We start from the raw sequence: 13404 nt of genomic DNA on the forward strand, positions 1-13404 counted from the left end.
CGAATCCATCGACGCACTCCCGCCCAGTAGGCGCGACACCCATAATGGGTCGGGTGCAGCAAAGCCCAGACCAGCAACTTCAAGGAGAACCGTGAACCGTGATCTTGACCTCGTGGTCGAACGGGTCATCCGTGCGCCCCGTGCCAGGGTATTCAGTGCCTGGACAACGCCGGAGCTCTTCGAGAAGTGGTGGATCCCCGAACCATATTCCTGCAGGCTTGAGTCATTTGAGCCGCACGCAGGCGGCGGTTTCGTGACATCCATGAGCGAGGACGGTTCGGCCTTCGTGCCACACATGGACGCCGCCTTCCTCGTCGTTGACCCGGGAGAGCGAGTGGTGTTTACCAACGCCGTGGACAGCAGCCTTCGGCCCGCCAGCCCCAGGCCCGTCCCTGTGACGGGAGAGGTCACTTTTGCCGATCACACCGATGGAACGTTGTACCGGATTGTGGCGCGTCACGGTAGCCCGGAGGCGCTTGCCGAGCATGAACAGCTTGGCCTGCAGGAGGGCTGGAGCCTGGTCACGGATCAACTGGCAGCGCTGGCTGAGGGTGCTGACTAGCAGAGGTGCCAATCACCCGGCGGTCGGTGACCCGCCATAGATGAGGAAAGAGTCTCGGTTCCACGGAACCGGGACTCTATTTTTCCCCAAAAATCGTCCTGTCCTGCTGTCAGACAGCGAATGCTACCACCGAGTAGGGTTTGACTTGAAATTCCCGCCAATTTAGGCATGTGTAGGTTGCGGAACGGTTACAGTTTGGCCACCATGTCCCAACATCCGGACACAATGTGGGTAGGCTTACACACACATGTAGGCAACGTCACAGTAGGAAACTGTGCCTGTGCCTGGGGGAAATCACGAATTTTCCCTGCTCAACTCCACGACTCATAGGAGGCGGAATGCGTTTCTCGCGCACTTCCAAAGCTCTAGGCGTAGCGGCGATCATCGCCCTCGCAGTGACCGGTTGCGGCGGCGGTGGCGGCACCAGCACAAACAGCTCTGCCGCAGCTGACCCGAACAAGGTCATTTCCGCATACAGCAACGAACCGCAGAACCCGCTGCTTCCGGCCAACACCAACGAGGTGTACGGTGGCCGCGTCGTCGAGCTGCTGTTCGAAGGCCTTCGCGCCTACGACTCTGACGGCAAGCCCGTCAACGCTCTGGCAGAGTCGATTGAGACAACCGACTCGCAGAACTGGACCATCAAGGTCAAGTCCGGCGCCAAGTTCACCAACGGCGAGGCCATCACGGCCAAGACGTTCGTTGATTCCTGGAACTTCGCCGCGCTGAGCACCAACCTCCAGAACAACGGCTTCTTCTTCGAATCCATCGAAGGCTACACCGACGTCAGCGCGGTCACTGAGACCACCAGCGCCGACGGAAAGAAGACCTCCACCCCGGCTCCCACTGCCCAGACCATGTCCGGCCTGGCAGCAACGGATGACCAGACCATCACGGTCAAGCTGTCCCAGCCGGAGGCTGACTGGTCGCTGCGCCTTGGTTACTCCGCCTTCTACCCGCTGCCTTCCGAGGCTCTGAAGGACCCGAAGAAGTTCGGCGAGAACCCCATCGGCAACGGCCCGTACAAGTTCGAGAAGGAAGGTGCCTGGGTACACGACCAGTCCATCTCCCTGGTCAAGAACGCTGACTACACCGGCCCGCGTGCTGCCAAGAACGGCGGCGTGACCTTCAAGTTCTACACCGATCCGGGCCCCGCGTACACGGATCTCCAGGCTGACAACCTCGACATCACGGACGTCGTCCCGTCGAACGCACTGAAGACCTACACCACGGACTTCCCGGACCGTAACTCCACGCGTCCGAACGCCAACAACGCCACGCTGAACATCCCGGGCTACAACCCGAACTTCCAGGGTGAAGCCGGTCTCCTGCGTCGCCAGGCTCTGTCCCACGCGATCAACCGCGAAGAGATCACCAAGGTCATCTTCAACGGCACGCGTACCCCGGCCACCGAGTTCACGGCTCCCGTGCTCGACGGCTACAACGACGCCATCCCGGGCAGCGATGTCCTGAAGTTCGACGCTCAGAAGGCCAAGGATCTCTGGGCCCAGGCTGAGAAGATCAAGCCGTACGACGGTTCGAAGCCGCTCCTGATTGCCTCCAACACAGACGGTGGCAACAAGGAATGGATTGACGCCGTTGCCAACGCCTTCAAGAACAACCTTGGTATCCAGGCCGAAATCCAGCCCTTCGCCAAGTTCGCTGAAGTTCTGGACCTGCGCAAGTCGCAGTCCCTCCCGGGTCTCACCCGCGCCGGCTGGCAGGGCGACTACCCGTCGCTGTACAACTTCCTCGGACCGGTGTGGGCAACCAACGCATCGTCCAACTACGAGAAGTACTCGAACGCCGAGTTCGACAAGCTCCTCAAGGAAGGCCTTGCAGCCAAGACTCCGGAAGACGCCAACAAGAAGTTCAACGAGGCACAGGAGATCCTGTTCAAGGAACTCCCGGGCTTGCCCCTGTGGTACCGGGCGACCCCGATCGTATGGAGCAACAACGTTGTCTCAGCTGAAACCGGCTGGAACGGCGGAGTCCGCTACTTCGACATCGAGGCCAAGTAGTCTCCAGGATCTGAACTTGCCTTAGGGCAAAGGGGGTCCGGCCACAGTGCCGGGCCCCCCTTGCTTGCTTGGCAGGAAGGCACACATGACACACCAATGCCCCACCACCGGAGAGGGGTGACCCGTGGTTCGTTTCATTCTCCGTAGACTCCTTCAGGTCATCCCGGTATTCCTGGGGACCACGCTCCTCGTCTACTACATGGTCTTCGCACTACCCGGTGACCCGATTGCCGCCCTTTTCGGCGATCGCCAGCCGCCTCAGAGCGTCATCGACGCCCTGAGGGCCCAGTACAATCTGGACCAGCCGTTCTGGGTCCAGTACGGGCTCTTCATCAAAAACCTGTTTACTTTCAACCTTGGCGTTGACTTCACCCAGCAGCCCATCGCTGACTCGCTGGCGAGGGCTTTCCCCGTGACGGCAATGCTCGCCATTGAAGCCCTCATCATCCAAGCCGTGTTCGGCATCGCTTTCGGTGTCTTCGCAGGCCTGAAAAAGGGCAAGCTCTTCGACTCGACCGTTCTGGTTGTTTCACTCCTGGTGATCGCCGTACCTACCTTCGTTTTGGGCTTCGTCTTCCAGCTGGTGTTCGGTGTCCAACTGGGCTGGGCTAAACCGACGGTCGGCGCCAACGCCGACTGGGGCAACCTGATCCTGCCTGCCGTCGTCCTGGGCCTGGTGTCCTTCGCCTATGTCCTCCGGCTGACCCGCGCTTCCGTCAGCGAGAACATGAACGCGGACTACGTGCGCACGGCTACAGCAAAGGGTTTGTCCCGGCCCCGCGTCGTGATGGCCCACATCCTCAGGAACTCGCTGATCCCGGTCGTGACCTATCTGGGCGCCAACCTTGGTGGGCTCATGGGCGGTGCCATCGTTACCGAAGGTATCTTCAACGTCCCCGGAGTGGGTAACAAACTCTTCCAGGCCATCCAGCGCAGCGAAGGCCCTACCATCGTCGCGATCGTGAGTGTTCTGGTGCTGGTCTTTGTTATCACCAACCTCTTGGTTGACCTCCTGTACGCCTGGCTTGACCCGAGGATCCGCTATGACCAGTAATACTGAACACTTCGTAGCTCCCGTCGAGGAGACACCCCTTCTGGCCACCGATGCCGTGAAAACAGATCAGGCGCCGCTCAGCCTGTGGGCAGACGCCTGGCGCAAGCTTCGCCGGCGCCCTATGTTCATCGTTTCCTCGCTGCTGATCCTGCTGCTAGTCGTCGTTGCGCTGTTCCCGGGCCTCTTCACCAGCGTGGCACCCGATAACGACTGCCAGTTGGCTAATTCCGAGGGCGGTCCCACTGCGGGCCACCCTCTGGGCTTCACCCTGCAGGGTTGCGACGTCTATTCCCGCGTGATCCACGGTACGCAGGCTTCCCTGTCTGTGGGTGTCCTGTCCGTACTTGCCGTTGTCATCATCGGCGTCACCCTCGGTGCGCTGGCCGGTTACTACGGTGGCTGGCTGGACTCCGTCCTTGCACGACTCGGCGATATCTTCTTCGCGTTGCCGATCATCCTGGGCGCCTTGGTCATCACGCAGCTGCCGTTGTTCCGTGAGAACAGGAGCGTCTGGACAGTGGTGCTGACAATTTCCCTCCTCGCATGGCCACAGATGGCGCGTATCACCAGAGGCGCCGTCATCGAAGTACGCAATGCGGACTTCGTCACCGCGGCCCGGTCGCTGGGTGTGTCCAAGTTTGGTGCGCTCGTCAAGCATGCGCTGCCCAACGCCCTGGCGCCCGTGATTGTCCTTGCCACCCTCGAGCTGGGCGTCTTCATTGTCCTTGAGGCCACCCTGTCCTTCCTGGGTGTCGGGTTGCCCGGCAGCGTGATGTCGTGGGGTAACGACATCTCAGCGGCCAACGCCTCGATCCGCACCAACCCGGGAATCCTGCTCTACCCGGCAGCAGCCCTGTCCATCACCGTCCTGAGCTTCATCATGCTTGGCGACGCCGTCCGCGATGCTCTTGATCCCAAGAGCCGTCAGCGCTAAGGAGGCGAACATGACTTCTGCAGACATCAGAATTGATGAAGCCACGGCACCAGTACGGCCCATCTTGGAAATCAAGGACCTGGCCATCACGTTCAAGACCGGCTCAGGGGAGGTCAAGGCGGTCAAGAACGCGCACCTGTCCATCATGCCGGGCGAGACTGTTGCCATTGTGGGGGAGTCGGGGTCGGGAAAATCGACGACGGCGCTGGCCGCCATCGGTTTGTTGCCCAACAACGGACGCGTCTCATCCGGGCAGATACTCCTGGACGGCGAAGACATCGCCCACGCTTCGGAGAAGCGGATGATCGAGCTCCGCGGCAGCCACATCGGCATGGTTCCCCAGGACCCCATGTCCAACCTGAACCCGGTCTGGAAGATCGGTTACCAGGTGCGGGAAACCCTGAAGGCCAACGGTCGCCCTGATGGCCCGGAAGACGTTGCCCGCGTCCTCTCCGAAGCCGGACTTCCCGACGCTGCACGCCGCGCCAAGCAGTATCCGCACGAATTCTCCGGCGGCATGCGTCAACGCGCCCTGATCGCCATCGGCTTGAGCTGCCAGCCCAAGCTCCTCATTGCCGATGAACCGACCTCGGCATTGGATGTCACGGTGCAGCGCAGGATCCTGGACCACTTGGACACCATGACCACTGAACTCGGCACCTCGGTGTTGCTGATCACGCACGACCTCGGCCTCGCCGCCGAACGCGCTGACAAAGTGATCGTGATGTACCAGGGCAACGTGGTCGAAGCCGGTCCCTCGCTGGAACTCCTCCGCAATCCCCAGCACCCCTACACCCGTCGCCTGGTTGAATCGGCGCCTTCCCTGGCATCGCGTCGTATCCAGGTGGCCAAGGAGCAGGGTGTGGAGGCCGGCGATCTCTTGGCGCCCGTGGCTGCCGCACAGAGCCGGGTCCAGGACGAGGTCCTCCAGATCAAGAACCTGCGCAAGATCTACAAATTGCGTCAGGGACTGGGTCAGACGTCGGATTTCGCTGCTGTTGACGATGTCAGCTTCAGCGTCAAGCGCGGAACCACGACGGCGATCGTGGGCGAGTCCGGCTCGGGCAAGTCCACTGTTGCCAAGATGGTCCTCCAGCTTGAGAAGCCCACTGAGGGCCAGATCATCTTCGACGGCGTGGATACTGCTGGGTTGAAGGGCAAGGAGCTCTTCAAGTTCCGTCGCCGCGTGCAGCCCATCTTCCAGGATCCGTACGGTTCCCTGGACCCGATGTACAACATCTTCAGAACCATCGAAGAGCCGCTGCGCGTGCACAAGATCGGGAATGCGGCCAGCCGCGAGAAGAAGGTCCGCGAATTGTTGGACCAGGTGGCTTTGCCCCAGTCCATGATGCAGAGGTATCCCAACGAGCTCTCGGGCGGTCAGCGGCAGCGTATCGCTATTGCCCGCGCGCTGGCGTTGGATCCGGAAGTCATCATTTGCGACGAAGCGGTCTCGGCCCTTGACGTCCTGGTGCAGGCACAGGTGCTGAACCTGCTGGCAGACCTCCAGGACAACCTTGGCCTGACCTACCTGTTCATCACCCACGACCTCGCCGTGGTCCGCCAGATTGCGGACCATGTCTGCGTCATGGAAAAGGGCAAGCTCGTGGAGACGGGCAGCACGGAGGATGTCTTCGACAACCCCCGTGAGGCATACACCCAGGCACTCCTGGATGCCATCCCTGGCGGATCGCTCCTGCTCCCGCCCGCGGTGGCTTGACCGGTGTCGAACGCTTGACGGTTGGATAACGCAAGAGCCGGTGGTTCCCGAAAGGAAACCACCGGCTCTTGCCGTTCATAAAGACTTGTTGTGAGGCCCGCTCTGCCCGCCAAAGCGCTCCCTAAGCACGCAGAGCGGGCCTCACAACGCCCGATAGGACGACGGCGGCGGCGGCTACTTCGTCGGGGCGATGCTGTCCGGGCGGGCCGTGAGGCCCAGGGCTGTGAGTTCGCGGGCCAGGACGGCGCCAAGCTTGACGTGCCCGGACGGCTTGAGATGCACGCCGTCCTGGAGATCGCCAACAGCGTTGAAACGGGTGAGCCAGTCGCCAGTGCTGACGAAGGGAACACCGTGCTTCGCGGCAACGCGTCCCAGCAGCGCATCCACTTCGGTACGGCGGCCGCCTCCGTGGTCAGCGCCGCGTGCCAAGGTTCCGATCATGGCCACGGTGGCCCCGGGGTAGCGCTTCTTCAGGGCCGCGAGCAGACGCTCGGCATTGCTGGTGATCTGCGCATCCGTAGCCTTCTGCGAGGCATCGTTGCCGCCGCCTTGCACCACAATCAGGGGCGGATCTCCGTAGGGGAGTATCCAGTCTCCACGCTGCAACGCATCGATGTAGTTGCCTGTCTTGCCGTTGGCGGCCACGAAGCCGGTGCCACCCATGCCCACCACGTGCAACTTGTATCCCAGGGCAGCGATGCCCTGCTGGGGCCAGGAGTCTTTGGGCATGGCCTGGGAATCACCGATCAGGACAGCCGTGTGGCGTACATCGGCCAGCACCAGTTCATTGCGGTTGTTCGCCGGGTTCTTGAAGAGAGAACCAACCGGCAGGTCCAGGGCGCTGGGAGTCGGGGCCGTCCTCAGCGGCGGAGCTGCAGCCGTTTGGGCGGGCCCGGGCGCGGCGGAGCGCGTGGGGGTGGAAACAGGGGTAGCTGGGCTGGGTCCGCAGCCTACTGCCAGAACGCCGACGGCGATCAATGGTGCGAGCAAGCGGAACGCGGCCGAAGATTGTCGCATCGATGGTTCTCCGTGTGGCACTGGTTCTGCAGCAATCATGGGGCACGGAGCCAGGAAAATCCAGCATCTGGAGTAGCGGTTGTTAAAGCGTGACACGATGTGAGCCGGGCCACATTCAGGCGGCGAATGGCTTGCTTTTTAGGCTGGGAAATGCAACTGCGTTTAGACTGGATGCAGGTGCCCTGTGTCCCGGGGTCTTTTCGCTGTGTGTTCCGATCAAGTCGATCAGGTATGCGCGCGGATACAAACAGCTGACTTCACCACTGAAACGAGTCATTAACGCATGTCTGAAACCATCACCAACACTGCGTCGCGGAGCGATCTGCGCAACGTCGCGATCGTCGCACACGTTGACCACGGCAAGACCACGCTGGTCGACGCCATGCTCAAGCAGACCAACTCCTTCGCTTCCCATGGTGAGGTTGAGGACCGTGTCATGGACTCCGGTGACCTGGAGCGCGAAAAGGGCATCACCATCCTCGCGAAGAACACCACGGTCGCCTACAACGGCCCGTCGTCCAACGGTGAGACCATCACCATCAACGTCATCGACACCCCCGGCCACGCCGACTTCGGTGGCGAGGTAGAACGCGGTCTGTCCATGGTTGACGGTGTCGTCCTTCTGGTCGACTCCTCCGAAGGCCCGCTGCCCCAGACCCGCTTCGTGCTCCGCAAGGCCCTTGCTGCGCACCTGCCGGTCATCCTCCTGGTTAACAAGACCGACCGTCCCGACGCCCGCATCGACGAAGTTGTCCACGAGTCCATGGACCTGCTCCTGGGCCTCGCCTCGGACCTCGCCGACGAAGTACCGGACCTGGACCTGGACAAGGTCCTCGAAGTTCCCGTCGTCTATGCCGCCGCCAAGGTTGGCCGTGCGTCACTGGACCAGCCGGCCAACGGCTCGGCCCCGGAGAACGAGGACCTCGAGCCTCTCTTCAAGACCATCATTGAGCACATCCCGGCTCCGACCTACAACCCGGACGGCGTGCTGCAGGCACACGTGACCAACCTGGACGCTTCGCCGTTCCTTGGCCGCCTCGCCCTGCTCCGCATCTACAACGGAACCCTCCGCAAGGGCCAGACCGTTGCCTGGGCACGCGCCAACGGTGAGCTCAAGAACGTCAAGATCACCGAACTGCTCGCCACCAAGGCTCTCACGCGTGTTCCTGCCGAATCCGCAGGCCCGGGCGAAATCGTCGCAGTGGCCGGTATCGAGGAAATCACCATTGGTGAAACCCTCACCGATGCCGAGAACCCGCAGCCGCTGCCGCTGATCACTGTGGATGATCCCGCGATCTCCATGACGATCGGTATCAACACCTCGCCGCTGGCCGGCAAGGTCAAGGGCGCCAAGGTCACGGCCCGCCAGGTGAAGGATCGCCTGGACAAGGAACTGATCGGTAACGTCTCCATCAAGGTCCTCCCCACCGAGCGTCCCGACGCCTGGGAAGTCCAGGGCCGTGGCGAGCTCGCGCTGGCCATCCTGGTTGAGCAGATGCGTCGCGAAGGCTTTGAGCTGACCGTGGGCAAGCCGCAGGTTGTCACCAAGACCATCGACGGCAAGCTGCACGAGCCGATGGAACACATGACCATCGATGTGCCCGAGGAATACCTTGGTGCCGTCACCCAGCTCATGGCTGCCCGCAAGGGCCGCATGACCAACATGGCCAACCACGGCACCGGCTGGTGCCGCATGGAGTTCATCGTCCCTGCGCGTGGCCTGATTGGTTTCCGTACCCGGTTCCTGACGGACACCCGTGGCGCCGGTATCGCTGCCTCCATCTCCGAAGGCTACGAGCCGTGGGCCGGACCGATCGAATACCGTACCAACGGTTCGATGATCGCCGACCGCGCCGGCGTTGTGACCCCCTTTGCCATGATCAACCTGCAGGAGCGCGGTTCCTTCTTCGTGAAGCCCACCTCCGAGGTTTACGAAGGCATGATTGTTGGCGAGAACTCCCGCGCTGATGACATGGACGTCAACATCACCAAGGAAAAGAAGCTCACCAACATGCGTGCCGCTTCGTCCGACACCTTCGAAAACCTGACGCCGCCGCGCGATCTCACCCTCGAAGAGTCCCTCGAATTCGCCCGCGAAGACGAGTGCGTGGAGGTAACCCCGGATGCCATCCGTATCCGCAAGGTCATCCTGGACTCCAACGAGCGCGCCAAGGCCAACCGCGCCCGCGCCAAGTCCTAGCCTGCACTGACTGAAACAGTCAGGAACAGCTGAATGAAGAGAGGAGCCGCCGGTACGGTTCGTGGCATTGCTGCGGCCGTGCTGGCGGCTCCTTTCGTTGCTGCAGCAGGGACGGCCCTGCACCGTCAAGCAGGGCCGGTGGCCGGCGTCGAGGTTCCGTGGGGCGTTGCGGCGGCACTGTTGCTGCTGGCCTCAGTGCAGCTGTGGCTTGCAGCGTGGTCTCGCTCGATCATCCCGACGGCGGTAGCGGGCGTGGTGACCTATGCCGCCGTCGGCGTCTTCTCATCAGCCGGAGCCGCCAAGCAGTTGGTCCTGGGCGACGCGGCCGGCAACGTGTGGGTCTTCGGCATCGCTGCAGTCACCCTGGTCATGCTGGTGGCAGCGAGCCGCCTGCGCGCCGGACGGCCTGCCGCCGCGGCGGTGGCGGTGGAACCTCTTTCGCCGCGATGACCATCGCCAAGGGAATTTCGACGTCGGACGTGCGGGTCCGTACAGTACAACTGTTGTCGCTGGTGTCCAGGAGGTAGCCGAGAGCGTCTGTCAGGCCGTCGTCAATCCTGTAGCGGACCACCACCCGGATGCCTGGCTCTGCGGTGAGTAGGAATTCTCTGGGCGGCAAATGCGGGGGAGTCACCGTTTCATACTAAGACGCGGGCTAGGTTGGCGTCATTGCACTGTTGGATAATAGGCTCGGAAGTTGAGTGCCCGGCATGATGCCGGCCGTATTACCCCGGCCATCGCCGGGACAAACCGTGGAGAGGTCTGGGACGTGACGTACGTAATCGCGCAGCCGTGTGTGGATGTCAAGGACAAGGCATGTATTGAAGAGTGCCCTGTCGACTGCATTTACGAAGGTGAGCGTTCCCTCTATATCCACCCCGATGAATGTGTCGACTGTGGCGCCTGTGAACCTGTGTGCCCGGTTGAGGCCATTTACTACGAGGATGACACCCCGGAGGAATGGGCCGACTACTACAAGGCCAACGTTGAATTCTTCGATGACCTCGGTTCCCCGGGTGGAGCGGCCAAGATCGGCAACACGGGTAAGGATCACCCGTTCATCTCCGCACTGCCCCCGCAGAACCAAGACCACTAAGGGCGGTAGTTTCTTTGATTTCCGCGGCACCGGCTTTCGGCCTGAACCTGCCTGACTACCCCTGGGAGGCCATGGCACCGTATGTTGCCACGGCGGCGAAGCATCCCGGTGGCGCAGTGAATCTTTCCATCGGAACGCCGGTGGATCCGACTCCAGGACTGATCCGCGACGCCCTGTCGGCCGCGGCGGATGCCCACGGCTATCCCACGGTTCATGGAACCGAGGCCCTGCGGCAGGCTGTGGTGGATTGGTTCGCCAGCCGACGCGGCGTGCCCGGCCTGGACCCCAGGGACGTCATGCCTACGGTGGGTTCCAAGGAGCTTGTCGCTTGGTTGCCCTTCTTGCTTGGCCTCAGCGCCGGGGACGTCGTGGTGCGGCCTACCGTTGCCTACCCGACGTATGACATCGGCGCCTCATTGGCAGGGGCCACAGCTGTTGCTGCTGACGACCTGGACGAACTTGATCCGGCCACCCGCGCCAAAGTCCGGTTGATCTGGATCAACTCGCCGGGTAATCCCACAGGCAGCGTTCGCGATGTCGAGTCGCTCCGCAGGATCGTAGGCCAGGCCCGCGAGCTCGGCGCCGTGGTGGCCTCGGACGAATGTTATGCCGAGCTGGGCTGGGGCGAATGGGATGCCCAACGCGGGGGAGAAGCTGTCCCCAGCATCCTGGATCCCCGCGTTACCGGCGGTTCCACCGACGGACTGCTGTGCGTGTACTCGTTGAGCAAACAGTCCAACCTGGCCGGCTACCGTGCCGCATTCGTGGCCGGAGACTCCGCCATCATGGCCAATCTGGTCAACAGCCGGAAGCATGCGGGCATGATCGTGCCCTACCCCGTGCAGGAAGCGATGCGCGTTGCTTTGGGTGATGCCGGCCACGTGTTGACACAGAAGGACCTCTACCGCGGCCGGCGCGAAAAGATGGTTCCGGCGCTGGAGAAGTTCGGACTGCAGATCCACCAATCCAAGGCCGGGCTGTACCTGTGGTCCACGGCAGGCGAAGCCACCTGGGACACGGTGGCACGCTTCGCCGACCTCGGAATTGTGGTGGGTCCCGGCGTCTTCTACGGGGATGCCGGCAACGGTTTCATCCGCGTAGCCCTCACCGGCAGCGACGAACGCATCGACGCTGCAGTTGAGCGGCTTGCCACAGCCTCATAACAATGCTGTGACTTGCACCACTAACAGCGTCATTCCGCCAGTAACCGGACGGTACGGATTAGTTCCGGGAGGTTACTGGCGGTAGCTTTTTAACTGACTATCAATGGTGGCCTTCTCTAAGAAAGCACTTCGGCCGTTGGAGCCCTGCAACAGTAGGGCCGAAGGCGGCGGCACCAGAAGTTGGTTGGACAAGCGTTCGATAGAGGCCCAAAGGCCTCATGAAGGGGACTCCATGACTGAGACCACCAGCGCAACACTGCGCCATGCCGGCGGCGAACTCGAACTGCCGCGCATCCAGGTTGTAGAAGGAAACGAAGGCTACGACGTTTCCAAGCTGCTGAAGCAGACGGGCGCCGTTGCCTATGACCCCGGCTTCATGAACACAGCGGCCACCACCTCGGCCATTACCTACATCGACGGCGACGCAGGCATCCTGCGCTACCGCGGTTACCCGATTGAGCAGCTCGCGCAGCACTCGAGCTTCCTCGAAGTTTCCTACCTGCTGATCTACGGCAACCTTCCCACCCCCACGGAGTTGGAAGAATTCGATCAGAAGATCCGGCGCCACACGCTCCTGCACGAAGAGCTCAAGGGCTTCTTCGGTGGGTTCCCGCGCGACGCCCACCCCATGCCGGTGCTCTCCTCTGCTGTTTCGGCGCTGTCCACGTTCTACCAGGACTCGCTGGATCCGTTCAACGCGGAGCACGTGGAAGTTTCCACCATCCGCCTCATGGCCAAGCTGCCTGTCATCGCCGCTTACGCCCACAAGAAGTCCATCGGCCAGCCGATGCTCTACCCGGACAACTCCATGAACCTGGTGGAGAACTTCCTTCGACTGAGCTTCGGCCTTCCCGCCGAGCAGTACGAAATGGATCCGGTAGTGGTCAAGGCACTGGACCTCCTGCTCATCCTGCACGCGGATCACGAACAGAACTGTTCCACGTCCACCGTTCGCCTGGTGGGTTCGTCCAACGCGAACCTCTTCGCTTCGGTGTCCGCAGGCATCAACGCCCTCTTCGGCCCTGCCCACGGTGGCGCCAACGAGGCCGTGCTGAAGATGCTCCGCCAGATCCAGGCCGACGGCATCAAGCCCGAGGACTACATGGAGAAGGTCAAGAACAAGGAAGACGGCGTCCGCCTCATGGGCTTCGGACACCGTGTCTACAAGAACTACGATCCCCGCGCCAAGATCATCAAGGCAACGGCCCACGAAGTTCTCGGCAAGCTCGGCGGCAACGACGAACTGCTGGACATCGCCATGCGCCTCGAAGAGAAGGCCCTGGCTGATGACTACTTCATCCAGCGCAAGCTCTACCCGAACGTCGACTTCTACACCGGCCTCATCTACAAGGCCATGGGTTTCCCGGAGAAGATGTTCACCGTTCTGTTCGCCATCGGACGCCTCCCGGGCTGGATTGCCCAGTGGCGCGAAATGATCAACGACCCCCAGACCAAGATCGGCCGCCCGCGGCAGCTCTACACAGGGGAGCCGGAGCGCAACTACCCGGCCAACTGATACGGCAATATCGTCAATAACGACGGCGGCCGCCCACCTCGCGCGGCCGGTTCTAGCGGTCGTTGCAACACCCAGAATTTTTGGGAGTTGCAACGACCGTGTCGTCTTTAAAGAAGGTACC

At 62.0% G+C, this 13404-nt stretch carries 12 protein-coding genes; 10 read left to right on the plus strand and 2 right to left on the minus strand.

The genetic code is table 11. The annotated features are described in order from the left end of the window. Positions 1-91: 91 nt before the first annotated feature. From WBN73_RS02845 to WBN73_RS02865, 5 genes are all read left to right on the plus strand, one after another. Complete coding sequence (locus tag WBN73_RS02845) at positions 92-562, plus strand: SRPBCC domain-containing protein (protein ID WP_207594120.1); 471 nt, start codon at positions 92-94, stop codon at positions 560-562. 338 nt (positions 563-900) lie between these two features. Continuing rightward, positions 901-2583 (plus strand): peptide ABC transporter substrate-binding protein, encoded by a 1683-nt coding sequence (locus WBN73_RS02850; RefSeq protein ID WP_337339411.1) that lies wholly within the window; start codon positions 901-903, stop codon positions 2581-2583. Between the two features lie 124 nt (positions 2584-2707). After that, positions 2708-3637 (plus strand): ABC transporter permease, encoded by a 930-nt coding sequence (locus tag WBN73_RS02855; RefSeq protein ID WP_207594118.1) that lies wholly within the window; start codon positions 2708-2710, stop codon positions 3635-3637. Continuing rightward, positions 3627-4571, plus strand: a complete 945-nt coding sequence (locus WBN73_RS02860; protein WP_024817469.1) for an ABC transporter permease — start codon at positions 3627-3629, stop codon at positions 4569-4571. The genes WBN73_RS02855 and WBN73_RS02860 overlap by 11 nt, the downstream gene beginning before the upstream one ends. 10 nt (positions 4572-4581) lie before the next feature. Next, on the plus strand, positions 4582-6291 hold the full coding sequence (locus WBN73_RS02865; protein WP_337339412.1) for an ABC transporter ATP-binding protein: 1710 nt from the start codon (positions 4582-4584) through the stop codon (positions 6289-6291). A 174-nt stretch (positions 6292-6465) separates the two neighbouring features. On the opposite strand, the gene WBN73_RS02870 is transcribed toward WBN73_RS02865, so the two are convergent. After that, entirely contained in the window at positions 6466-7308 is an 843-nt protein-coding gene (locus WBN73_RS02870) for an SGNH/GDSL hydrolase family protein (protein ID WP_242703349.1), read from the minus strand. Positions 7309-7591: 283 nt separating this feature from the next. On the opposite strand from WBN73_RS02870, the gene typA reads away from it, so the two are divergent. Beyond that, entirely contained in the window at positions 7592-9508 is a 1917-nt protein-coding gene (gene typA / locus WBN73_RS02875; RefSeq protein ID WP_089595701.1) for a translational GTPase TypA, read from the plus strand. A 33-nt stretch (positions 9509-9541) separates the two neighbouring features. After that, positions 9542-9958, plus strand: a complete 417-nt coding sequence (locus WBN73_RS02880; protein ID WP_337339413.1) for a hypothetical protein — start codon at positions 9542-9544, stop codon at positions 9956-9958. On the opposite strand, the gene WBN73_RS21415 is transcribed toward WBN73_RS02880, so the two are convergent. Next, the gene (locus WBN73_RS21415) at positions 9876-10142 is read right to left on the minus strand and encodes a putative acetyltransferase (RefSeq protein ID WP_443193237.1); all 267 of its coding nucleotides are present in this window, start codon (positions 10140-10142) and stop codon (positions 9876-9878) included. The genes WBN73_RS02880 and WBN73_RS21415 overlap by 83 nt on opposite strands. 135 nt (positions 10143-10277) lie before the next feature. Between WBN73_RS21415 and fdxA the strand changes: the two genes are divergently transcribed. The 3 genes from fdxA to WBN73_RS02895 all read left to right on the plus strand — a co-directional run bounded on the left by fdxA (position 10278) and on the right by WBN73_RS02895 (position 13283). Continuing rightward, entirely contained in the window at positions 10278-10604 is a 327-nt protein-coding gene (gene fdxA / locus WBN73_RS02885; RefSeq protein WP_024817464.1) for a ferredoxin, read from the plus strand. Positions 10605-10618: 14 nt separating this feature from the next. Continuing rightward, complete coding sequence (gene dapC, locus WBN73_RS02890; RefSeq protein ID WP_207594114.1) at positions 10619-11767, plus strand: succinyldiaminopimelate transaminase; 1149 nt, start codon at positions 10619-10621, stop codon at positions 11765-11767. Between the two features lie 232 nt (positions 11768-11999). Further along, on the plus strand, positions 12000-13283 hold the full coding sequence (locus WBN73_RS02895; protein ID WP_090818059.1) for a citrate synthase: 1284 nt from the start codon (positions 12000-12002) through the stop codon (positions 13281-13283). Positions 13284-13404 lie beyond the last annotated feature (121 nt).

It is taken from the genome of Paenarthrobacter sp. CCNWLY172, from assembly GCF_037402035.1.
GTDB lineage: Bacteria > Actinomycetota > Actinomycetes > Actinomycetales > Micrococcaceae > Arthrobacter.

Excerpts from the sequence above, each read along its gene's own strand:
- WBN73_RS02850 (WP_337339411.1), top strand. The coding sequence starts at position 901 with ATGCGTTTCTCGCGCACTTCCAAAGCTCTAGGCGTAGCGGCGATCATC.
- WBN73_RS02860 (WP_024817469.1), top strand. The coding sequence starts at position 3,627 with ATGACCAGTAATACTGAACACTTCGTAGCTCCCGTCGAGGAGACACCC.
- WBN73_RS02865 (WP_337339412.1), top strand. The coding sequence starts at position 4,582 with ATGACTTCTGCAGACATCAGAATTGATGAAGCCACGGCACCAGTACGG.
- WBN73_RS02870 (WP_242703349.1), bottom strand. The coding sequence starts at position 7,308 with ATGCGACAATCTTCGGCCGCGTTCCGCTTGCTCGCACCATTGATCGCC.
- typA (WP_089595701.1), top strand. The coding sequence starts at position 7,592 with ATGTCTGAAACCATCACCAACACTGCGTCGCGGAGCGATCTGCGCAAC.
- WBN73_RS02880 (WP_337339413.1), top strand. The coding sequence starts at position 9,542 with ATGAAGAGAGGAGCCGCCGGTACGGTTCGTGGCATTGCTGCGGCCGTG.
- WBN73_RS02895 (WP_090818059.1), top strand. The coding sequence starts at position 12,000 with ATGACTGAGACCACCAGCGCAACACTGCGCCATGCCGGCGGCGAACTC.